Source organism: Vreelandella nanhaiensis (assembly GCF_003990185.1).
GTDB lineage: Bacteria > Pseudomonadota > Gammaproteobacteria > Pseudomonadales > Halomonadaceae > Vreelandella > Vreelandella nanhaiensis.
Genome location: NZ_RZHF01000029.1, coordinates 82,646 through 103,539, shown reverse-complemented (window position 1 = coordinate 103,539; position 20,894 = coordinate 82,646). Strand labels below are relative to the sequence as shown.

Genomic DNA, 20,894 nt, shown 5'->3' with positions numbered 1-20,894 from the left:
TAGGCCTATGAAAACGTGGCGGGACATTACCGTGCAGTACTCAAAAATGATCGTTGTCAGCGGCATGATGTTACTGCTCTCGGCCTGCGCGACCGGGTCCGGTACGCAAAGCCAAGCCGCGAATGAGCCGGGGAATGCTCAGCCAGTGCCCATGGATAGCTGCGATACGGCGGCGATCAGCTATGCGATTGGCGAAACGTTTGACGAAGCCAATGTGCCTCAACTGAAGAGTGAAAGTCAGTCGCGTCAGGCACGGGTGCTGCGGCCAGGCGATGCAGCCACCATGGATCACCGCCCCGATCGTTTGAATATCCATATTGATAGTAGCGAGAGTATCGAAGCCCTGCGCTGCGGCTAACGCAAAATCAGTACGACGCAGGCGGCGGTCAGCAGCCCCATGATGACATTGAAAGCCCGCCAGCCAGTGTCGCTTTTAATCCAGTGACCAATCGCCATGCCAAAGCCCGCCCACACGGCCAGACAGGGCATGGCGATCAGTTCTGCAAACCCTGCCAGTATCAGCGCATTGATAACCGCCGAGCCGCTTTCCGGCAGAAAGCCCGCCATGAGCGCCAGACCCATGACCCAGGCCTTCGGGTTAGCGAACTGAAACGCGGCCGCCTGCCAGAAGGTGAGCGGTACGCTGTGCGCGTCGCCCTTTAAATTGGGCGGCGGCGCACTGGCAATTTTCCAAGCGAGATAAAGCAGATAAGCGCTGCCTACCCAGCGTAGCCCTGTCTGAATGGCTGGAAAACGCTCAAACAGCACGCCAAGCCCCAGGGCAATACTGGAAAACAGAAAAAAGCAGCCGCCTAGAATGCCTGCCATATGCGGCACTGTACGCTTAAAGCCAAAATTGGCGCCTGACGCGGTGAGCATCACATTGTTAGGCCCGGGCGTTAAGGTCATCGACATCATATAAAGGGCTGCTGGCCCAAGTATTAGCCACTCGCTATTCATAGCGGTCTTTCCAGCGTTGACGATTGACTTGCTCTTTGAGCATTTCCAGGATGTCGTACAGCACGAGTTCGGTAATTCTATTGCTGCTTTCATCAACCGTTAGCCAGCTGTCAAAGCCGCTTTCCACGGTGCGCTCAACCAGCTGCCTGAATTCGGGGGAGTGAATGCCCAGCGCCAGTTCGTCCACCAGCCGCTGGGCAACGCCACTGATGGAGGCCTGCACGGCGCTGGCCGCGATCTGGCCCATGGGCAGGCGGTGCAGGCGCTGTATCTCGGGGCTTTCGCGCAGCGTACGACTGACCAGGTTATCGATTGCCGCCATCGTGGAGGCGCGATTAAGCTGGTACGCCTCACCTACGGTGCTCTCCAGGCGCTGCACTATTTCGCTAATCAGTGCCGCCTTGCGCGGCATGATTACCCGGTCGATCACCCGCTCGGTGAGAGAATCGCTGGAGAGAATCTGCTGCTGTACGTTGCCCAGGTGCCGCAGTGCAATACGGTCGGAAAGTTCTTCCATCAGGATATCGTAGTACTTGAAGAAGAACCGATATATTGACCAGTGTGTAATATTGATAATGCGCAGGCGGTGCAGCCGATGAAGCAGCGACACCACACGCAGTACCCGCAGCAGGCGGAAACCGCTTAGCGGAATACAGCCCAGTACGTCGTACCAGTGTACAAAGGGATAGAAAAACCAGCGGTGATAGCGCCGCTCTGCAATAGCGACCGCCCAGCCCAGCAGAATATCAGCCACAAAAAAGCCGATGAAGAAAAGGTCGATCGTAAAGAAACGGCTATGGATTTCACTATCGTAGAATCCGTAAAAACCGGGGGCAACGCTTGCCAGGGCCTGGTTAAGAGGCCCGATCAGAAATAGGGAATCAAAGAGCAACAGCCCTAGATTAAGCACTACCGCGACAAGAATCAGTAAATCCCAGCCAATATGCGCGTACTCAACGGGCCGGGGGAGTTGTGGGTAGCGCCGCCTGATGGGCATGCAACCTCCTTGTGATGGCATTGAAGCGTCAGCCAGTCAACGGTCTGCGCCGGTTAGGTTAAGCCTGTGTCTGCCACGTTAAGCTTGCGTTTGGTAGTGCTGCTGGGTAATTTTTTCTTCCTGCTCGGCCTGCTTGCGGTGCTTCTTGCGCAGTGCTGCCTTCTCAAAGCGAAGTTTCTGAATGGGGGTGGTTAGCGCCAGCGGTGGGACACTTGCTGGCTTACCATCCGGGTCAACGGCCACCATGGTCAGATAGCAGCTGTTGGTATGGCGAATAAGTTTGTTGCGAATATCCTCAGCCACTACTTTGATGCCAATTTCCATGGATGAGCGACCCACATGGTTCACGCAGGCAAGAAACGTGACCAGCTCACCGACGTGAATGGGCTGCTTGAAGAGTACCTGGTCGACCGAGAGAGTCACCACGTAATGGCCAGAGTAGCGGCTGGCACATGCATAGGCGACTTCATCGAGCTTCTTGAGGATGGCCCCACCGTGCACTTTACCGCTGAAGTTGGCCATGTCGGGCGTCATGAGTACGGTCATTGACAGCTCGTGCTGTCCTGGCAGGGCCGTTTGTGCTGCTTCTGACATAGTGAGTCCTTGGTTAGGCCTCTGCCCGCACGAACGGCGGGCAGAACATTCAAAAGCTTAGAACCAGACTAAGCCCACAGAAATAATAATGCCGGTAATAAATAGCTGAACAAGGCAGAAACCCATAATATCCTTGGCCTTCAGGCCTGCAATGGCCAATACCGGCAGCGCCCAGAAAGGCTGCAGCAGGTTGGTCCAGGCATCACCCCAGGCAACGGCCATCGCTACACGTGAAATGTCTGCTCCCAGCGCCTGTGCTGCAGGCAGCATGACTGGCGCCTGTACGGCCCACTGGCCCCCGCCTGAGGGAACAAACAGGTTAACAATGCCAGCGCTAATAAACGACCAGAACGGCAGCGACGTTGCCGTGGCAAACGAAATCAGCCATTCCGACATGCTTTGAGCCAAGCCCGACTGCACCATGATTGCCATAATGCCGGCGTAAAAAGGAAACTGAATGACAATACCCGCGCCGCCCTTGATGGCTTCATTCAGGCTGGTCAGTAGATTACGCGGCGTACGGTGCAGCACGATCGCCAGGAATAGAAACAGAAAGTTGACGACGTTCAGGTTGAGCCCGCCACCACGCAGAATGAAGTGATCAAGCAAGTACAAAAGCCCGGGTACGCCTACCAATAGGGATAAGGCCAGACTATTTTCCAGCTTTTCAGCAGGCCGGGTAATACGACCCTGGGTGACAGGCTCGTCCTCCAGCAGCCGGCTGTCGACGTACACACTGTCTTTTTCATCGGGCAGCATCAGGCGATTGACCAGCGGCACGGCGATAAACAGGCATACCACGATTGCTAGGTTAAAAAAGGCGAAAATGGTCGAGCCGGTACCAATAACGCCGATCTGGTCAGCGGTGAAGTGACCTTCGGTGGCGATCGTCAGTGGTACCGAGCCGGCCAGGCCGCCGTGCCAGACGATAAAGCCTGAGTAAGCGCTGGCGACCAGCAGGCGATAATCGACCCGAACCAGCCGGGCAAGCTCTTTCGCAAACAGGGCACCGACAACCAGGCCAAACCCCCAGTTGATCCAGCTGGCAGCAAGCGACACCAGCGTGACCAGGATAATCGCACCACCGGCGCTTTTCGCCGTGCCCGCAAGCTTTTGCAGCATTCGCTTTACTGGCGGCGAGCTTGCCAGCATAAAGCCCGTAACCAGCACTAAAAGCATCTGCATGGAGAAGGTTAAAAGCCCCCAGAAACCGTCGCCCCACATGCGCATGACGGCAAGCGGTGTCTGGCGCTCCACAGCAATGGCTGCTACCGCAGCCACGATGGTCAGCAGCAGCACGAAGATATAAGGGTCGGGAAGATAACGCTCGACCAGCTTGACGGCCGGCTTGGATATCATTTTAAGCATGGCAGATTCTCTTGTTTATTATAGGAAGTGCGTTGCTAATATACGGCGGAGCGTGAGGGTTTTCACGTTTAAAAGCCAACAGCTTGAGCCGGGATCGAAGAAAAGAAAGCTGAGGCTTGGCGCCTAGCGCCAGTAGGCGTTCCGGTAGTGGCGATAGTAATAGACAAGCACCCCGGAGCGCATCGTAATAAACAGCGTAAAGGCAAGCCAGAGTCCGTGGTTACCCAGGCCTTGGGTAAGCCACCAGGCGGGTAGATAAATAGCCATGGCAATAAAGATGCTGTTGCGCATTTCGCGTACAGCGGTTGTGCCAATAAAGACGCCATCAAAAAGATAGCTCCATACGGCAATCAGTGGCATCGCCACCATCCAGGGTAGGTATAGGGCAGCTGTTGCCCGTACCTCTTCAAGGCCGGTCAATAACGCCACCAGCTGGTTGCCGCCAAGAGCAAAAAGCAGTGATGCGCTACCCGCCGTCCAGAAAGAGAACAGTGCCGTTCGGCGGACAATCGCGGCCAGCTCTTGCCAGTCACGCCGCCCATAGGCCCGTCCCACTAATGACTCCGCCGCATGAGCGAAACCATCTAGTGCGTAGCTTGTCAACATGATGAACTGCAACAGGACGGCGTTGGCGGCCAGTACGGTGTCACCCTGGCGAGCCCCCTGAGCGGTAAAAAATGCCATTACAAAGAGCAGGCCAAGCGTGCGTACAAACAAGTTGGCGTTAATATTGAAAAGCGCGGCATAAGCGGAAAGGGCCAGTAACCGCGTCCGCGAAAAGTGTCCGGTTAGCCGCTTGAGCTGGCGAAGCACCAGATAACCGCCAAACCCCAGTGCACTGTAGTCGGCAATAACACTTGCCCAGGCAACGCCATTGCTGGCCATGCCCAGGCCTACGACAAACCATAGATCGAGCACGATATTGATCGCGTTGGTCAGCACCAGAATCATCAGCGTAACGCGGGAGTTTTGCTGGCCCAGAAACCAGCCGAGAATGGCGTAATTGGCCAGGACGGCGGGCGCCGACCACAGGCGTATCTCCGCGTATTCGCGGGCTAGCGGCGTGGCGGCGTCACTTCCATCTAAAAGCCAAAGGCCCAGATTAATCAGCGGCGTGGAAAAGGTAATCAGTAAAACGCCAATCACGGCGGCGATGATCAGTGATTGGCCCAGCAGGTTCTGTACGTCGCTATCGCTTTCACGCCCCATTGCCTGGGCCACCAGGCCAGTGGTGCCCATCCGCAAGAAGCCAAAGCCCCAATAGAGAAAACTGAAAAGCGTAGCGCCTAAGGTAACCGCTGCCAGATAGCGAGAATCGGGTAAATGCCCGACCACGGCGGTATCTACCAGTCCCAGCAAGGGGACGGTAATATTGGAAAGGATGATTGGCCAGGCAATGGCCCATATGTGCACGCGACCGCTAAACGTCAGGCGGCGGTGATGATGCGGTACTTTTCCAGCAGTTGCTGCTGCGTTTCCGGACGTGCCGGATCAAGCGGAATGCAATCTACCGGACAAACCTGCTGGCATTGCGGTTCATCATAGTGACCAACACACTCGGTGCACAGGTTCGGGTCGATGACGTAAATTTCCTCGCCGGGAGAAATCGCATCGTTAGGGCATTCAGGTTCGCAGACATCGCAGTTAATGCATTCGTCGGTGATCATCAGGGCCATGGGCATACCTCGCGAATGGCTGGCACATCGGGGTATCACCCAACTGGATACCCGAGTGTTTTACTCAACAATGTGGGTGGTTACGTATTGTAGTGCTTACGCAACGCTTCTGCGACCTGGGAAGGCACCAGTGGTGAAATATCACCGCCCAGCTTGGCAATTTCACGCACGATGGTAGAAGAAATATAAGAGTTTTCCACCGCCGGTGTCAGAAAGACGCTTTCAAGCTCGGGGTTCTGGACGCGGTTCATGTTGGCAAGCTGCAGTTCATATTCAAAGTCTGATGCCCCCCGCAGGCCGCGCAGAATAATCGTGGCGTTCTGCTCACGCATGAAGCTGGTCAGCAGGCCGGAAAACCCTACGGCTTCGACGTTAGTCAGCGTCGAACAGGCAGCCTCGGCCAGCTCAATACGCGTAGGTAGATCAAGCGTTGGCCGTTTGCCGGGGCTTGCCGCTACGCCGATCACCACCTTGTCGAACATGCGGGCCGCGCGCTCGATAAGGTCGAAGTGACCGTTAGTAATCGGGTCAAAAGTACCCGGATAGACGGCGATATTGACGCGTGGCGCGCTCACTGCGAGCTCTCCTCGTCGATTCGACCAAAGGGGTTATCGCTTGAAAGCGAGACTGCCTGAGCGTAGCCCGGAATATGAATCCGGTCAGCGTGAATTTCAAGCTCTGGGCCTTCAAGCACTTCTTCGCCAAACTGGTAGCGGGGTGCATACTGGCCTGCGTCTGCCTGGGCAAGGTACGCCGCTGCCCCTGCGCGTACCGCCTCACGGCGCGCTTTCCATGCGCTGATCGCAGCCGCACCGTGGCGTTGTAGCAGCAGCCGCTCGGTTACATCAGGTGACAGTACCACGCCGGTGGCGTTATTGCCGCCAAAGCCTTTAGCGTTAATAAAGGAAGCATCTGCCTTAAACGCCATGGTGGTCTGGGAAAACCTTAGCCGATCGGCATACACGTCATCGGCTACGGCATCGAGCGTGGGTATGCCGGGGATCATGCCATGGGCAAAACTGCCTAGTGCGCTGGCAAGCTGGTCACCTGCAGCCGACCCCTGGGAGTGTCCGATAAAGGCTTTGATCGCGGCTACCGGCCAATCGCTGATCCCATTGGCACGGGCGATTTCATCCAGCACATGGGATTCGGTTGTGCGGTTCTTGGGCGTGCTGGTACCGTGGGCATGCAGGAACGTACGCTCTCTCAGGCCTTTCTCGCCCAGTATGTCGCGTGTCAATGCTGCTGCTTTGCCCAACGTCAGGTAGTTGCCAATTCCGGGAGCCGAGATTGAGCGTTTGAAACCATCGGCGTTGACAAAAACCTCGGGCACGGCGCCCAGAATATCGGCACCTGTTTCCAACGCCAGCGCGTCATCCATCAGCAGCACAAACTGGCTGGCTTCCGCCATGGTAAAACCACAGTTGCGCGCAAAGGGGCGGCTGGCACGTTGATAATCCGCATCGGTGAGAAGCTCAAGCGCATCCAGCGCCTTCAGGCTGGCATCATCGGCAAGTGCCCCCATGGCCCGGAACCCTTCAATAATTTCCGGGGTAATCGGCGCATCAGCGGTGCCCACCATGACCACTCTGCGGCGACCTGCGCGAATGTCCTCGATACCCAAGCGCAGGTTATAGAGAAAACTTGCGCAGGCACCCAAGACTGCACCGGTACCACCGACGCTGCCCAATACATAGGCGTTCAGGAAGTCGGCAGGCATTTGCCCATAGCCCAGCGGCATTTGTTTGGAAGTGGCGCGCTGGCCGCTGACCAAACTTTTCATCAATCCACCCCAGCCAGAATCATCCAACTGGCCGATAGAGTTGCCGGCATAAACCGCAATATGATCAGGGTTCAGGGTTTGGCGCAGCGTCTCCCAGGAGAAGCCACTGGCCCCCAGGCAGTCGCTGGCGCCAAACACGGCCATTGATAACCCGCGCGGATGATGCACGCTGCGGTAAAGGCTCGCCGGGTCAAAGCCACTGGGTAACTGAGCGGCCGCGCGTACTTTGGGGATTTGGGCATCGGGCAGCAGCGTTTCAAAAACGCCGGCAGGCACAGTGACCTCTACCTCGCGGGCATCCAGTTCACGTACTTGCCAGGTGTCCGGCAGACTGTCGGGCAACTGGCGACGGCGCAGCGTAAAGCGCAACGGCTCAGCAAGCTGAAGGCTCGCCTGGCGATTGGCAGGCAGCCCAGGGTCAAGGAACCTGGGATCCTCGTTGCAACGAACCAGCGTGTGGTTCAGCACCTGCTCGCGCAGTGACTGAGCAGGGGAGTCTACAGGCTGGCCTGTACGGTCATGCCAGCCCTTTTCAGAATGCTCGACAAGCTGCATAAGGGCCGCAAGGCCCTCCAATGTCTGGCGCTGCTGGTCTGCAGGAAGGGCATCAAGTACGGTGCGGCGGAAGGCCTGGTGGCCCGAGGTTCTGCCGGCGGGATTGATGCCGCCCATGCCGACAATCACCGGTAAGTGTGACAAGCCGGGTTCCTCGTGGTGCGGTGGTTTTTAATAACAGTTATTGTCAACGGCAGGCTAAAACGGACCGTATCGTTGAGCTTAATAAATATCTCGGGCGTGATCATAGCACCGGGTACCTCATGACGTCATGCTGCAACCACTGGAGACTGGTAGAATCACCTCTTTTCAATCCGAGAGATGGCATGCAGCACAATTCTCGCCCCATTATATCCAATCAGCCAGGCCCCCATCATGATTTGGCACGCCGGGTAGAGCGCGCGCTTGCCCAACCACTGCGTAAGCCAATTGCGGATCACACCCAGAAGGCGTTCGAGCAGGCCCAGCGCTGGTATCAAGCCCGCCAGGCCCCGCTTATTCTGGATGCAGGGTGTGGCGTGGGGCTTTCGACACGGCATTTGGCTGCGCAGTTCCCGGATCACCTGGTGATTGGGATTGATCGCAGCGAAGACCGGTTAGGGCGTGATCATGGCGCGCTTCCCGCTAATGCGCTCCTGGTGCGGGCAGATCTGGTGGATTTCTGGCGCCTGGCGGATCAGGCACAATGGGCGCCGGCGCGGCATTATCTGCTGTACCCCAATCCCTATCCCAAGGCCGCGCATTTAAAGATGCGCTGGCAAGGGCATCCAATATTACCCACACTGCTGGCGCTGGGCGGGCGCCTTGAGGTGCGCTCCAACTGGCAGCTGTATATCGAAGAATTTGCTCTGGCGGTAGCGCACGTTACCGGTAAGCAGGCTGAAACCGGCGTGTGGGCACCGGACGGTGAGTATTTAACTCCGTTTGAAGCCAAGTACGATCAGAGCGGGCAAACGCTTTGGCGCTTGCAGGTTGAACTGGAACGGCGGTGATGTGGGTGTGGGTGTTTTTAGCTTGATGATGGCAGACATGATTGCTCTGCAGACATTTTTCACCATGAATGGGTATTGAGGCCGATAACAGTGACGTACTTCTTTAAGTCAGCGGTGCGCCCATGGCGCTGTATAGTGATGGCAGGGGTGGCGGCGGCGTCGCTGATGGCCAGCCCCTGGCTGCTGGCCGATTTCAACCGCTTGAGTCAGCTGCAGGAAAAGGGGTTTTCGATCAGTGCCGAGGCGCGTCTGTTGAATACCGATACGCCTGCCTTACTGGGCAGCCTGAATCCCGAGCGCCAGATGGCTCCTGCTTCGGTGACCAAAGCCTACATGGCGGCTGCGTTATTGAACCGCTTTGGGCCTCAGCATCGTTTTACCAGCCAGCTCGTCAGCAGCGGTTCCATTGATAATGGCGTGCTGCGCGGCGATCTGGTGTTCGAGGGAGGTGGCGACCCGGGGCTTACCACGGAGAATCTGTGGCGTTTGGTTCAGCGTCTGCAAATAGCGGGTGTCAATGAAGTTGATGGTGCCCTGGTAATCAGTCAGTGGCGTTTTGGGCCCGTTGAGTGTATTACCACTGATCGCTGCAATGCCCGCACCCGCGTTACCAATGCCTACAGCGCGCCGTTGACCTCGGCGGGAGTCAACTTCGGCAGCTGGTGCGTTAATGTGGCGCCTGCAGCCGTTCCGGGAGAGCCTGCCCGCACTGCGCTTTGCGATAGCCAGCAGCCGCTTATCCTCATTGATAACCAGGTGATTACTCGGCCCGCTAATAGCGGCACCGAGATCAGCGCCGAACGGATTACCGATGAGCGTGGCGATGTGATGCGCTTAAGCGGTCAGATTTCAACCAATGCCTTGGCCCAGGATATCTATCGTGGTGCGGGCGATGCCGCCGAAGAGACCGCCCAGGTACTGCTGGGCATGTTGAATCAGGCCGGTATTCATGTGCGTGACCCCTGGCGTTTGACGTCAACACAGCCACCCAGTAGTACACGGCGCTTGGCGGCGGTAGATAGCCAGCCGCTGCAAGAGCTTCTTCTACGCACCATGAACTACTCCAACAACTATATGGCCGATGTGCTAGCGCTGAACTTGGTGCAAACACCGCAAGCTCAGCTGCGGCAGGCCGGTTCGGCTATCGAAACGTATGCCCAGCAGCTGCCGGGGCACGGGCCGATTACCCTCTATAGTGGCAGTGGCTTGACCACGGAAAACCGTACCTCGGCCCACGGTGCCAACGTCATGCTCGAAGACATGTACCGCCAGAGCGCATTGTTTCCAAGCTTTGTGGCTGCTTTTCAGTCGCCCGCCAACGGCGTGATGCGTTTTATACGGCGTGGCTCACCTACCTTTCAAAACAACGTCATGCTCAAGACCGGCACGCTGAATCAGCCTTTTGCTGTACGCGCAGCGGCCGGCTACTTTCGTACTGCCAGCGGGCAGTGGGGGGTATTTAGTGTGTTTGTGAACGGAAGTGGTAACACACCTTATTTAAGCTGGTCTGAGGTGCTGGATCCATTGTCGCTCGATCTGGACGCGATGATTCTGGCTAACTGATTTACTTACGCCTAGATGAGGCAAGCTGCATGAAACCAGGGCATACCGGTTTACTCCATTTGATGCACTCAACGCGTTATTCCTGGAAGGGATTAAAGGCCGCGTTTCGAAATGAGACGGCTTTTCGTCAGGAAGTGGGTATTGCTGCCGTGTTGCTGCCATTTGCCTGGTGGCTCAGCAACGATTCAATCAGTTGGTTGATGCTGGTGGGCAGCCTGTTTTTCGTTCTGATCGTCGAGCTTTTAAATAGCGCGATCGAGAATGTCGTTGACCGTATTGGCACCGAGCATCACGTGCTTTCCGGCCGCGCCAAGGATATTGGCTCGGCGGCAGTTATGCTGTCACTGATTATGGCCGGGCTTACCTGGGGCCTGCTGGGCTGGGAAAAATTCTTCGGCTAGCGTTTTCGATTGGCAATGAGGTGGTTATGCAACTAAACGATAGTTTTTTATCCGTACACACCGTGCCTGAAGCGTTGAAAGATGTAGTGCAAAAGGCAGGTCAGCGGTTAAACGATGCGCTTAGCCAGGCTGACAATGTAGCCTCAATGACCAAGCAGCCGCTGCCTTCCCGGCAGTGGGAGGAGCTAACCGAACCGCGCCGTAAAGCGCTGACCAGGGTGCTGGCGGTATCTACCTTTGCCACGGATACGCTGGTGCGCTACCCCTTGTGGCTTGCCGAGCTTAAGGCCACCGGCGAGCTTGATGCCATGCCCGTCTACAGTGAGCTGCAACAGCGGCTGCATGCCGCACTGGAAAGCGCTGAGGATGACGCAGCTATGCATCGTGTCCTACGCCGTTTTCGGCGGGCGCGAATGCTGGGTATTGTGTGGCGCGATTTAAACCGCCCGCCAGGCCATACCATGTGGCATACCGCGCAGGCGGTTTCCCAACTCGCCGAGCTATGCCTTGAGGCCGCACTTGGCTGGCTTGAGCAGTTCTACGCCGCGCGGTGGGGACTACCCGCCGCACGTGCCGACGGTTCGCCGCAGCGGCTGGTCGTGCTTGGCATGGGCAAACTGGGAGCAGGCGAACTTAACCTTTCCTCCGATATTGATTTGATTTTTGCCTTTCCCGAGAAGGGCGAAACCCAGGGTGGGCGCAAGCCTCTGGAGCATCAGGAGTACTTCACCAAGCTTGGCCAGAAGCTGATTGCCGCACTCGATGCGATGAGTGCCGATGGCTTTGTGTTTCGAGTGGATATGCGCCTGCGCCCGCTGGGTGATGGCGGCCCGCTGGTGGGCAGTTTCTCGATGCTCTCGAGTTACTACCAGGATCAGGGGCGCGAGTGGGAGCGCTACGCCATGCTCAAGGCGCGTCCGGTAGCTGGAGATATTGAGGCAGGCTTGGAGCTTCTGGCCAGCCTCAGGCCCTTTGTGTATCGCCGCTATCTGGATTTTGGCGCTATAGAGTCGCTGCGTGAATTGAAGGCCATGATCAATCGCGAAGTGAAGCGCAAGGGTATGCAGAGCAACATCAAGCTTGGCTCTGGCGGGATTCGTGAAGTGGAGTTCGTGGTTCAGGCCTTTCAGCTGATCCGTGGTGGCCGCGATACCGAACTGCAGGTCACGTCGTTGCAAACGGCACTGAAACGTCTGCCAGAGCTGGGGCTGCTACCCCAAGGGGTGGTCGATGAGTTGTTGCCTGATTACGCCTTCTTGCGTGATATCGAGCACGTCATTCAGGCTCTTGAGGATCGCCAGACGCAAATGCTGCCCGTTGATGAGATCGATCAGGCGCGCGTTGCCTTTGCCATGGGGTACATAGATTGGATAGCGCTGCTTGAGCAGCTTGATAAGGTGCGCGAGCGCGTGCGCTGTCACTTTGATGCGGTGATTGCTGACCCCGAAGAAGATGCCGAGGAAGCCAATAACGAAAGCCGTCTTGCACCTGCTCGGTGGCGGTTAATCTGGCGCAACGAGCTTGAGCAGGACGAAGCAATTACTTACTTACGTGATGCGGGGTTTGCCGAACCTGATAAAATACTAAAGCGTCTACAAAGCCTGTATCAATCGCGCCAAGTGCAAGGCATGCAACGAATCGGTTTTGATCGCTTGGATGCGTTGATGCCCTTACTGCTGGCTGCAGTGGCTGAAAACGAGCAGCCGGATACCGCACTTGCCCGAGTACAGCCACTTATTGAGGCCGTGCTGCGGCGTACGGCCTACCTTGCGCTGCTGCGCGAAAATCCCCAGGCGCTAGAACACTTGATGCGCTTATGTGTCGCCAGCCCTTGGATTGCCGAGCAGCTGGCACGTTACCCCATTTTGCTGGACGAGCTGCTAACGCCTGAAACACTTTATACCCCTGCTGACAAGGCACGCCTGGCAGATGAGTTGCGCCAGACGCTCAATCGGTTACCTGAAGATGATGAAGAAGCCCAGCTAGAGGCACTACGCGTTTTCAAACATGCACAAATGCTCCACGTTGCCGCTTCAGATGTAGCCGGTACGCGTCATTTGATGAAAGTAAGTGATTACTTAACCTACATCGCCGAAGTGATACTGGATGCCGTGCTCGCCATGGCCTGGAAGCACGTAACCCGTAAGCATGGCGTTCCTCAAGGCCTGAACGAACACGAGCCAGCCTTTCTGGTCATCGGCTACGGCAAGCTGGGGGGCATTGAGCTTGGTTATGGTTCTGACCTGGATCTGGTGTTTCTTCATGATAGCGATGGTAAAGGTACCACCGGCGGCCCGCGCCCGATTGATACGCCACTATTTTTCACCCGCCTGGGGCAGCGGATTATTCATCTATTAACCGCCGTCACCCCTGCGGGCAACCTGTTTGAGGTTGACATGCGCCTGCGCCCTTCGGGTAATGCAGGGTTGTTGGTAACCTCACTGGATGCCTTCGCCGACTACCAGCAGCAAAACGCCTGGACCTGGGAGCACCAAGCGCTGGTGCGCGCACGGGTGGTGGCCGGAAGTGGAACACTGGCCAAGCGGTTTGATCAAATTCGCGGCGATATCCTCAGTCGTAAGCGCGATATTCACACCTTGCGCGAAGATGTCGTAAAGATGCGCCACAAGATGCGCGACCACCTGGGCAGCAAGGAGCCCGGCAATGATTTTAATCTGAAGCATGATGCCGGCGGCATGGTCGATATTGAGTTTTTGTGTCAATACGCGGTGTTAGCGCTTGCTCACCAAACGCCTGAGCTGCTGGTTTACAGCGACAACATGCGCATTTTAGATACTCTGGCCGAAAGTGGGCACTTACCTTCAGGTGAAGCCGAGCAGCTGAAAGAGGCCTATCTGGCTTATCGCAGCCGAACCCATCGCGCGGCTCTGACCGGTGAAAAAGCCGTTGGCAAGGCCGAGGATTTCAAAGTGCATCGTGGGGCGGTGGGGGCTCTTTGGCAGCGCTTTCTGGAACCTGGATAAACGCGTTAACCCATTGCCAGTACGGGGAAGAACATAACAATAAGAGGATGAGAAATGTATCAACGTAAATCTGGGCGGGGTCGATGATCGCGCATATTCTGGCCACGCTGCTGCCGGTTTTCCTGATTGCGGGTAGCGGCTCGCTCTATGGACGTTTTCGTAAGCCCGATATTAAAAGCCTTAATACACTGAATATGGAGCTGTTTGTTCCTTTACTGGTGTTTGCCGTGCTGGCAGATCGACAGGCGCCGCTTACCGACTACGCATGGCTGGCGTTTGGCGCCGCCGCCGTGGTGTTGGGGTCAGGGTTTGTATTATGGCCGCTGGTGGCCTGGCTGAAGCTGGATATAAAAACTTTCCTGCCGCCCATGATGTTTAACAACACGGGCAATATGGGCGTACCTCTACTGGTGTTGGCGTTTGGCGAAGCCGCGCTTCCTGCTGCTGTGGTGGTCTTTATTGTGGAAATGATGCTGCATTTCTCAGTAGGGCTGTACATGATAAACCCGCGTACCTCCATGTGGCATATTCTGCGTATGCCCATTGTGGCTGCGAGTGGGGCGGGGCTTTTAGTCAATACGAGCGGGATGAAGCTGCCTGTCTGGCTGCTTGAGGCCATGCATATGCTGGGTGGCGTAAGTATTCCGCTGATGCTGTTTGCCTTAGGCGTCAGGTTACTTGAGGTGGACTTGAGTGATTGGCGCACGGGCCTGTTAGGCGCGCTACTTTGCCCGCTTTCAGGATTGCTGATTGCCCTGCCACTGATGTGGTTATTGCCGCTGGAGCCGCTGCAGTTGGCGGCGCTGCTGGTCTTTTCCGCGCTGCCACCTGCCGTACTTAACTACTTGGTTGCCGAGCAGTTCAAGCTGGCCCCTCAGAAAGTGGCGTCACTGGTATTGATTGGAAACCTGGGTAGCCTGATCGTAATGCCGCTGACACTGGCGGCTACCTTTGCATGGGTGTATGCGCCGCTTTGAAAGTGGCGCAAGGAGTCGGATCGGGAAAACACGCTACTTCAATTCATCAGCCGTTAGCGGTGGGGTGCTTCCTGCTTGACTTCATAACTACCTTCTAGCGCGTCCTGATAGCCTGAACGCCGTTGGGTATGAGCATAACCCCCGCCAATATCCTGGGCTTGATCGGCCCGCATTTGTTCCATGCGCTTTTTCATCTTGTGGCGTACAAAAGGCATCATCGCCCAGCCAATTAAGAGAAATACCAAGCCAAGCACAACACCAACCACCATCAATGCACCAAACGCCAGCCATGTTAGCAAAAGCTTCAGGCTGCCCATCAGTCCGCTGGGTTGCGTTTGTGCGGCACGGGTACGCCATTGGTGAGCAGCCTGCCAAGCAGCATTACGTTGGTCGCGATTCATCTGTGGCATAAAAGCCTCCATCATCGTTTGCCCCCATTGGAACACAGTTGACCGGGCAAGTTCACTGCAAGCTGGCGCGTATCTTGCTTAGGTAGCCGGTAGGGGAAGGATCTTGTTTGAACTCTTAGGCTGAACAGCAGCATGGGTATCAAGAAAGCATTTTATAAAACTCGGATTAGGTCAGAGGACGATAACTAGTAGTAGACGAACGATTTAAAGACGCAATACACCCTCAAAATAACGAAAACTGTACATAAATATTGATGAAGGGCTAGGGTTATAAAAGTTTATGTGTCGTTTCCGATCAAGTGCTCATCTAACAGGGTGGTTATATGACAAATCATGGAGGAAAGTCGGTTTTTATTGCATCGACTGTGGTCATTTTTAGCTTGGTGGTGGTAGGAGCCGCCTTTCCAGAGGGTTTCGGCAATGCTGCCGAGGCGGCACTGGAAACCGTGACACGACTGTTTGGCTGGTTTTATCTGTTCTCGGTCTTTGGCTTTGTCGTGTTTCTGTTTGGCCTGGCGTGCAGCAAATATGGAAAGGTACGCCTAGGGCCACAGGACAGCACACCTAACTACAGCTTCTTTTCCTGGGTCAGCATGCTGTTGGCGGCAGGGTTTGGCGTCGGGCTAGTGTTTTATGGCATGGCAGAGCCTATGACCCACTATATTGAACCGCCTTACGGTGATGTAACAGCAGAAACGGAAGCGGCTGCACGTTACGCCATTCAGTACAGTTATTTTAACTGGGGCATTCACCAGTGGGCGGCGTTTTCGGTAGTGGGACTTATCATTGCTTACTTCCAGTTTCGCAAAGGCCAGGCGGGCCTGGTCTCATCGGTGCTCTCATCGGTTACTGCCAAAAATCCCCGTATTCGTCCTTATGCCTCGTGGCTTGATGTGTTCGCCGTTGTCGCGACTGTCATGGGCGTGGCAACCTCTTTGGGGCTGGGCGTGCTGCAGATGAATGGCGGGTTGAATGCCGTTTTCGGCCTGCCTGAAAACGGGTTTTGGCAATTCATCATTCTTTTGGTGATGTTCTGCGCTTATATGCTATCAACCTGGTCGGGACTGGATAAAGGCATCAAGCGTCTTTCCAACTTGAATATGGCGCTCTGCATCGGGCTGATGCTTTATGTGCTGGTAACCGGACCGACGATCGCGATACTTGAAACCATTACCTTGGGGATCGGTGATTACCTGCAAAACTTTATCGGCATGAGCCTGCGAATTTCTCCCTATAGTGATAATGAGTGGGCCAGCAGCTGGACGATCTTCTACTGGGCCTGGGTCATTGCCTGGTCGCCGTTTGTGGGGACGTTTGTGGCGCGGGTGTCGCGGGGACGTACGATCAAGGAGTATGTGTTTGGCGTACTGCTGGTGCCGCCGCTGTTGGCTTGCCTGTGGATTGGCGTGTTTGGCGGCGCGGCGCTGAATATGGAACTTAACGGTGATAACGTTGGCCTGGCAGCGGCTACCCAAGACAATATTACGGTCGCTCTGTTTGAAATGTTTGAGCTAATGCCGTTTTCCGGCGTGCTTTCTGTAGTTGCCATGATATTGATCTTTATCTTTCTGGTGACATCGGCTGATTCCGCCTCGTATATTGTGGCGCAGATGACCGATAATGGCTCGATCAACCCACCTCTCTATAAACGCATCATCTGGGGCGTGCTGATTGCAGCTATCTGTCTGACGCTGATTGTCGCTGGCGGTCTTTCAGGGCTTCAGTCAGCAGCGGTGCTTTCGGCACTACCGTTTACCTTCATTCTGTATATGATGGTAATAGTGCTGGTACGTGAGTTGCGTGCCGACCGCAAGGCGATGCTGACTCAGCTTTATCGTCGACATGGCGAAACGCCTGTTGGGGCCGATGCTTTTGAGGCCGAACAGATGGGCGAAGAGGAGCGTTTGCGTCGTGCGCCAAATATCATCAATCGGCGCATTAATAGCTAAATGGGATTAATCAGGCCTTCAGGAGCGGACACATGGAGTGGGGATGCTGATGGCTCGGCAGGGGCGTCACGGTGCGACACGACGTCAACCCAAGGGAGCCACATTTGACCGTTGGCTAGACCGCTGGCTTGATCGGGTGGTGACGGTCGCCGTCGTCACCGCATTGGTAGTGGGTCTATCGGCTGTTTTGGCACATTGGCTTTTGTAGGCCAACCTGTTGTAACGCTAGTTAAAACGCCCGGCTATAGGCCGGGCGTTTGCTTTAGCCATATTCTTACTATCACTATTGATCGCTAATGGTCAGGTTTGTAGTCCCTGTTTGCTGTCCCTACAAGAGAGACCCGCATGTTGTTAAATGACGCTGCAAAGGCTGCTCCTTCCTACGCTTCGCGACGCGAAATCTTCGGTTGGGCCATGTTCGACTTTGCCAACCAAGCCTATACCCTACTGATTATTACGGTGGTCTTTGGTGAGCTGTTTACCACTGTGATTGTAGGTGATCGTGGCGATGGGTTTCGTCTGGCCAATTTCTTATGGAGCCTGGCTTTGGCTATCAGCTACCTGATGGTAGTGATAACCGCACCTCTGTGCGGCGCTGTGATGGACTACCGGGCCGAAAAAAAGCGCTTTTTACTGGTGAGTTATCTAGCCACGGTTGCCACTACCGCAATGCTCTATTTTGTCGCCCCCGGCTACGTCGTTATGGGGCTAATATTGATTATCATCTCCAACTATGCCTATTCCATGGGCGAATCTTTTATCGCCGCTTTTCTACCTGAGCTTGGCCCGCCGGATAAGCTTGGCAAGATTTCCGGGTTCGGCTGGTCACTTGGTTATATCGGAGGGCTGTTCGCCGCGGGCTTTACGCTTGTGGCGCTAGGTGAGGCTACTGAGGAGAACTTTGAGCGTATACGCTGGGTAGGGCCTTTTGCGGCGGGTTTTTTCCTGATTACGGCCATCCCGACCTTTTTATGGCTTAAAGAACGTGGCACGCCACAGCCCACCGGCGTGGCGTACTGGCGTATTGCCCGTCAGCGCGTGCAGTCGACCATGCACGAACTGCGTTATTTCAGAGACCTCACGGTGTTTCTGATCTCCCTGTTATTTTCCATGGCCGGTGTGTACATCATTATTGCGTTCGCGTTTATTTATGGCGCTCAGGTGATTGGCTGGGATGAAAGTGTCCGCAACATAATGTTTATTATCGTTCAGGTCACTGCGGCGGCGGGGGCGCTGGGGTTCGGCTGGCTCCAGGACCGCTTAGGGGCCAAGCGTACCTACCAGATGACCCTTGCCCTGTGGGTAGTGGCGATTATTGCCATCTGGGCAACCCCGGAAATAGCGGCCTTGGCAAATACGCGTTTTGGTTGGCAGTGGCAAGCTCAGCACGTCTTTCTGGTGGTTGGTTGCTTGGCGGGACTTAGCCTAGGTTCCAGCCAGTCGGCAAGTCGTGCGCTTGTAGGATTATTTTCACCGCTTGAGAAATCCGCTGAGTTTTTTGGCTTCTGGGGTTTGGCCAACAAGCTGGCGGGCGTGCTGGGTATCGTGATGCTGGGCGTGCTGCAGGCGATGATTGGCTTGCAGGCGTCTATTCTCTTATGTGTAGGACTATTTGTGATTGCCATGCTTATTTGTGCAAACGTTAACGAGCGCCGTGGCCGTGAGGCCGCGATTGTTTGGAAAAACGCTTAAACATCAAAACGGGGAGCACAAAAATGAATTCAGCGCAGCGTGGCGGCATCGTGATGATGATGCTCTTCTGGGTACTGCTCATTGGGCTGGGGACGTGGTGGCTGGATGGAGGGATGGAGAAAATCCTAAGCCCTAATGCTCATATTGTGCAAACAGCGTCTGACGGCGGTCCCGTAACACTTAAACGTAACCGCTCAGGGCACTTTCAGGCGCCAGGAGAAATTAACGGCGAGCCGGTTACGTTTTTGCTAGATACCGGTGCCACCTATGTGGCCGTATCTGACCAGCTAGCCGCGCAGCTAGGTCTCAAGCGGGGGCGAAGTGCCTGGTTCAATACAGCCAATGGGCGTGTACAGGGTAATCTTACTGAGCTTGATGAAGTGACGCTGGGCGGCATAAGGGTAAATAACGTGCAGGGTTCTATTAGCCCAGGCATGGATGACAATACAGTGTTGTTAGGGATGAGCTTTTTGCATTTGTTAAACATTAAAATACATAGCGGCGAAATGATATTAAGCCTGCCCGACCCATAGCTGGTGCTTGTGAACACGACAGCGATGTGCTTAGCTTGAAGCTCATGGATACCAACACGCTAAGGAACTGCTATGGGTATTGAAGTAGGTGGATTGTTAGGGCTTATCTGGCTCATCATTCTGGTTTGGGCCATTGTTAAGGTAGTTAAAAGCTCGGCAGGCGGCGTCGCCAAATTGTTGTGGATACTTGCGCTGCTGTTCTTCCCTCTTGTAGGTTTGATCGCCTGGCTACTATTAGGGCCCAAGGGGTAGGCCCCGTTACGTTCAAAGATGGATTGAAAAAAGGCAGGCCTTGCGCCTGCCTTTTCCCTTAGGATGTACCGTTACGCGTTATTTCCTTGATCAGGTGGCGCTTTATAATGCCCCGGAATCTTAAGTTTTTCCCCATTAGGCAAATCGCGTACCTGGGTAGGAACATAAATGCGTTTGATGATACTTTTCGCCTTGCTATTTCCCATGGTTCAATCCTTCTGTCAGATTGTCGACAGTCTGCGTCTTCACATTAGACCTCGCCGTTATAAGAATCAAGAGGCAAGTAGTGAGTGATTTTGAAAGGGAAGGCAGGCAGCAATAAAGTCAGATATTTATAGATTTTAAGATATTCTGTTAACAGGTGATAAACTGCTTTTTTATAACAGGTAGCTGGATGGATAATAAACTACCTAAGCAGAGTGAGAGGTAAGATGGTAAATCACTTGGAAGAACGGTTTCAGGCGCTTGGCTCACAAGAAACAGTAATGCCCGATTATCCTGATCAGGACCACATACTGATTATTGAAGATGATCAGCGCTTGGCAGAGCTCACGCGCGACTACCTGGAGGCTAATGGTTTTCAAGTTACTCTTGAGGCTGATGGCGCAAAAGGAGCGGATCGCATTCTTACCCTACAGCCGGATCTGGTTATTCTTGATTTGATGCTCCCAGGTGAAGATGGTCTGTCGATCTGCCGCCGGGTGCGTCCCAACTTTGCCGGTCCCATCATGATGATGACCGCGCGCACAGATGATCTGGACCAAGTACTTGGCCTGGAGATGGGCGCAGATGATTATGTGCCAAAGCCCGTTCAGCCTCGCGTATTGCTGGCTCGCATGCGGGCTTTGCTGCGCCGTGCTGACGGTCCTGCTCCCAATGGGGAAATGCGGCTGCGGTTTGATAATCTGGAAATTGACAATGCGACCCGTGAAGCGTGGCTTGAAGGCGAGCGTATCGACCTAACCAGTGCCGAGTTCGACTTGCTGTGGCTATTGGCACGTAATGCAGGCCGGGTACTCACCCGTGAAGAGATTTTCAACGAACTGCGCGGTATCAAATACGACGGTCAGGATCGTTCAATTGATGTGCGGGTATCACGCATTCGGCCCAAGGTTGGTGACGACCCCAACCAGCCTCACCGGATTAAAACCGTTCGCAGTAAAGGCTATCTTTTTGTGAAAGACAGCTAATGAACGCAAGGGGCAGGT

General features: G+C 55.1%; 22 protein-coding genes. 12 read left to right on the top strand and 10 right to left on the bottom strand.

What is annotated here, in order from left to right:
• The first annotated feature begins 7 nt into the window (after positions 1-7).
• Entirely contained in the window at positions 8-358 is a 351-nt protein-coding gene (locus ELY38_RS18495) for an I78 family peptidase inhibitor (protein ID WP_127063629.1), read from the top strand.
• On the opposite strand, the gene ELY38_RS18490 is transcribed toward ELY38_RS18495, so the two are convergent.
• The 8 genes from ELY38_RS18490 to ELY38_RS18455 form a co-directional block, all read right to left on the bottom strand.
• Entirely contained in the window at positions 355-960 is a 606-nt protein-coding gene (locus tag ELY38_RS18490; protein WP_127063628.1) for a LysE family translocator, read from the bottom strand. The two genes, ELY38_RS18495 and ELY38_RS18490, sit on opposite strands and share 4 nt — an antisense overlap.
• On the bottom strand, positions 953-1,957 hold the full coding sequence (locus tag ELY38_RS18485; RefSeq protein ID WP_127063627.1) for an ion transporter: 1,005 nt from the start codon (positions 1,955-1,957) through the stop codon (positions 953-955). Before ELY38_RS18485 ends, ELY38_RS18490 begins: the two co-directional genes overlap by 8 nt.
• 78 nt (positions 1,958-2,035) lie before the next feature.
• Complete coding sequence (locus ELY38_RS18480; RefSeq protein WP_127063626.1) at positions 2,036-2,551, bottom strand: acyl-CoA thioesterase; 516 nt, start codon at positions 2,549-2,551, stop codon at positions 2,036-2,038.
• A gap of 57 nt (positions 2,552-2,608) precedes the next feature.
• Positions 2,609-3,919 carry a short-chain fatty acid transporter gene (locus ELY38_RS18475; RefSeq protein ID WP_127063625.1) on the bottom strand — a complete coding sequence of 437 codons (1,311 nt, stop codon included), beginning with the start codon at positions 3,917-3,919 and terminating at the stop codon, positions 2,609-2,611.
• 123 nt (positions 3,920-4,042) lie between these two features.
• Complete coding sequence (locus ELY38_RS18470) at positions 4,043-5,332, bottom strand: MATE family efflux transporter (protein WP_127063624.1); 1,290 nt, start codon at positions 5,330-5,332, stop codon at positions 4,043-4,045.
• Between the two features lie 14 nt (positions 5,333-5,346).
• On the bottom strand, positions 5,347-5,595 hold the full coding sequence (locus tag ELY38_RS18465; RefSeq protein WP_126951514.1) for a YfhL family 4Fe-4S dicluster ferredoxin: 249 nt from the start codon (positions 5,593-5,595) through the stop codon (positions 5,347-5,349).
• An 80-nt stretch (positions 5,596-5,675) separates the two neighbouring features.
• Positions 5,676-6,170 (bottom strand): pantetheine-phosphate adenylyltransferase, encoded by a 495-nt coding sequence (coaD, locus tag ELY38_RS18460; protein ID WP_127063623.1) that lies wholly within the window; start codon positions 6,168-6,170, stop codon positions 5,676-5,678.
• A complete protein-coding gene (locus ELY38_RS18455) occupies positions 6,167-8,050 on the bottom strand; it encodes a beta-ketoacyl synthase (RefSeq protein ID WP_185859021.1) in 1,884 nt (627 codons plus the stop codon). The genes coaD and ELY38_RS18455 overlap by 4 nt, the downstream gene beginning before the upstream one ends.
• A 209-nt stretch (positions 8,051-8,259) precedes the next feature.
• On the opposite strand from ELY38_RS18455, the gene trmB reads away from it, so the two are divergent.
• The 5 genes from trmB (at position 8,260) to ELY38_RS18430 (ending at position 14,850) form a co-directional block, all read left to right on the top strand.
• Positions 8,260-8,925 (top strand): tRNA (guanine(46)-N(7))-methyltransferase TrmB, encoded by a 666-nt coding sequence (trmB, locus tag ELY38_RS18450; RefSeq protein ID WP_127063621.1) that lies wholly within the window; start codon positions 8,260-8,262, stop codon positions 8,923-8,925.
• A gap of 138 nt (positions 8,926-9,063) precedes the next feature.
• Positions 9,064-10,488 carry a D-alanyl-D-alanine carboxypeptidase/D-alanyl-D-alanine endopeptidase gene (gene dacB, locus ELY38_RS18445; protein ID WP_127063718.1) on the top strand — a complete coding sequence of 475 codons (1,425 nt, stop codon included), beginning with the start codon at positions 9,064-9,066 and terminating at the stop codon, positions 10,486-10,488.
• A 29-nt stretch (positions 10,489-10,517) separates the two neighbouring features.
• On the top strand, positions 10,518-10,889 hold the full coding sequence (locus tag ELY38_RS18440) for a diacylglycerol kinase (protein WP_126951511.1): 372 nt from the start codon (positions 10,518-10,520) through the stop codon (positions 10,887-10,889).
• A gap of 26 nt (positions 10,890-10,915) precedes the next feature.
• On the top strand, positions 10,916-13,873 hold the full coding sequence (gene glnE, locus ELY38_RS18435; RefSeq protein WP_127063620.1) for a bifunctional [glutamate--ammonia ligase]-adenylyl-L-tyrosine phosphorylase/[glutamate--ammonia-ligase] adenylyltransferase: 2,958 nt from the start codon (positions 10,916-10,918) through the stop codon (positions 13,871-13,873).
• Between the two features lie 83 nt (positions 13,874-13,956).
• Positions 13,957-14,850 (top strand): AEC family transporter, encoded by an 894-nt coding sequence (locus ELY38_RS18430; protein WP_127063619.1) that lies wholly within the window; start codon positions 13,957-13,959, stop codon positions 14,848-14,850.
• Positions 14,851-14,903: 53 nt separating this feature from the next.
• On the opposite strand, the gene ELY38_RS18425 is transcribed toward ELY38_RS18430, so the two are convergent.
• Entirely contained in the window at positions 14,904-15,260 is a 357-nt protein-coding gene (locus ELY38_RS18425; RefSeq protein WP_127063618.1) for a hypothetical protein, read from the bottom strand.
• 323 nt (positions 15,261-15,583) lie between these two features.
• Here ELY38_RS18425 and ELY38_RS18420 point away from each other — a divergent pair, with 323 nt between their 5' ends.
• From ELY38_RS18420 to ELY38_RS18405, 5 genes are all read left to right on the top strand, one after another.
• Complete coding sequence (locus tag ELY38_RS18420; RefSeq protein WP_127063617.1) at positions 15,584-17,209, top strand: BCCT family transporter; 1,626 nt, start codon at positions 15,584-15,586, stop codon at positions 17,207-17,209.
• A 43-nt stretch (positions 17,210-17,252) separates the two neighbouring features.
• A complete protein-coding gene (locus ELY38_RS19155; RefSeq protein ID WP_185859022.1) occupies positions 17,253-17,417 on the top strand; it encodes a hypothetical protein in 165 nt (54 codons plus the stop codon).
• Positions 17,418-17,554: 137 nt separating this feature from the next.
• Complete coding sequence (locus ELY38_RS18415) at positions 17,555-18,901, top strand: MFS transporter (protein WP_127063616.1); 1,347 nt, start codon at positions 17,555-17,557, stop codon at positions 18,899-18,901.
• Positions 18,902-18,924: 23 nt separating this feature from the next.
• Positions 18,925-19,434 carry a retropepsin-like aspartic protease family protein gene (locus tag ELY38_RS18410; protein ID WP_127063615.1) on the top strand — a complete coding sequence of 170 codons (510 nt, stop codon included), beginning with the start codon at positions 18,925-18,927 and terminating at the stop codon, positions 19,432-19,434.
• Between the two features lie 72 nt (positions 19,435-19,506).
• Entirely contained in the window at positions 19,507-19,686 is a 180-nt protein-coding gene (locus ELY38_RS18405) for a PLDc N-terminal domain-containing protein (protein WP_127063614.1), read from the top strand.
• Between the two features lie 71 nt (positions 19,687-19,757).
• Here the strand turns inward: ELY38_RS18405 and ELY38_RS19560 are convergent, their stop codons facing one another.
• The gene (locus ELY38_RS19560; protein ID WP_281274364.1) at positions 19,758-19,892 is read right to left on the bottom strand and encodes a hypothetical protein; all 135 of its coding nucleotides are present in this window, start codon (positions 19,890-19,892) and stop codon (positions 19,758-19,760) included.
• A gap of 225 nt (positions 19,893-20,117) precedes the next feature.
• Here ELY38_RS19560 and ELY38_RS18400 point away from each other — a divergent pair, with 225 nt between their 5' ends.
• Positions 20,118-20,876 carry a winged helix-turn-helix domain-containing protein gene (locus ELY38_RS18400; RefSeq protein WP_127063613.1) on the top strand — a complete coding sequence of 253 codons (759 nt, stop codon included), beginning with the start codon at positions 20,118-20,120 and terminating at the stop codon, positions 20,874-20,876.
• Positions 20,877-20,894 lie beyond the last annotated feature (18 nt).

Coding starts and splice junctions, on each gene's coding strand:
- ELY38_RS18495 (WP_127063629.1), top strand. CDS start 8: ATGAAAACGTGGCGGGACATTACCGTGCAGTACTCAAAAATGATCGTT.
- ELY38_RS18490 (WP_127063628.1), bottom strand. CDS start 960: ATGAATAGCGAGTGGCTAATACTTGGGCCAGCAGCCCTTTATATGATG.
- ELY38_RS18485 (WP_127063627.1), bottom strand. CDS start 1,957: ATGCCCATCAGGCGGCGCTACCCACAACTCCCCCGGCCCGTTGAGTAC.
- ELY38_RS18480 (WP_127063626.1), bottom strand. CDS start 2,551: ATGTCAGAAGCAGCACAAACGGCCCTGCCAGGACAGCACGAGCTGTCA.
- ELY38_RS18475 (WP_127063625.1), bottom strand. CDS start 3,919: ATGCTTAAAATGATATCCAAGCCGGCCGTCAAGCTGGTCGAGCGTTAT.
- ELY38_RS18465 (WP_126951514.1), bottom strand. CDS start 5,595: ATGGCCCTGATGATCACCGACGAATGCATTAACTGCGATGTCTGCGAA.
- ELY38_RS18455 (WP_185859021.1), bottom strand. CDS start 8,050: ATGGGCGGCATCAATCCCGCCGGCAGAACCTCGGGCCACCAGGCCTTC.
- trmB (WP_127063621.1), top strand. CDS start 8,260: ATGCAGCACAATTCTCGCCCCATTATATCCAATCAGCCAGGCCCCCAT.
- dacB (WP_127063718.1), top strand. CDS start 9,064: ATGGCAGGGGTGGCGGCGGCGTCGCTGATGGCCAGCCCCTGGCTGCTG.
- ELY38_RS18440 (WP_126951511.1), top strand. CDS start 10,518: ATGAAACCAGGGCATACCGGTTTACTCCATTTGATGCACTCAACGCGT.
- glnE (WP_127063620.1), top strand. CDS start 10,916: ATGCAACTAAACGATAGTTTTTTATCCGTACACACCGTGCCTGAAGCG.
- ELY38_RS18430 (WP_127063619.1), top strand. CDS start 13,957: ATGATCGCGCATATTCTGGCCACGCTGCTGCCGGTTTTCCTGATTGCG.
- ELY38_RS18425 (WP_127063618.1), bottom strand. CDS start 15,260: ATGCCACAGATGAATCGCGACCAACGTAATGCTGCTTGGCAGGCTGCT.
- ELY38_RS18420 (WP_127063617.1), top strand. CDS start 15,584: ATGACAAATCATGGAGGAAAGTCGGTTTTTATTGCATCGACTGTGGTC.
- ELY38_RS19155 (WP_185859022.1), top strand. CDS start 17,253: ATGCTGATGGCTCGGCAGGGGCGTCACGGTGCGACACGACGTCAACCC.
- ELY38_RS18415 (WP_127063616.1), top strand. CDS start 17,555: ATGTTGTTAAATGACGCTGCAAAGGCTGCTCCTTCCTACGCTTCGCGA.
- ELY38_RS18410 (WP_127063615.1), top strand. CDS start 18,925: ATGAATTCAGCGCAGCGTGGCGGCATCGTGATGATGATGCTCTTCTGG.
- ELY38_RS18405 (WP_127063614.1), top strand. CDS start 19,507: ATGGGTATTGAAGTAGGTGGATTGTTAGGGCTTATCTGGCTCATCATT.
- ELY38_RS19560 (WP_281274364.1), bottom strand. CDS start 19,892: ATGGGAAATAGCAAGGCGAAAAGTATCATCAAACGCATTTATGTTCCT.
- ELY38_RS18400 (WP_127063613.1), top strand. CDS start 20,118: ATGGTAAATCACTTGGAAGAACGGTTTCAGGCGCTTGGCTCACAAGAA.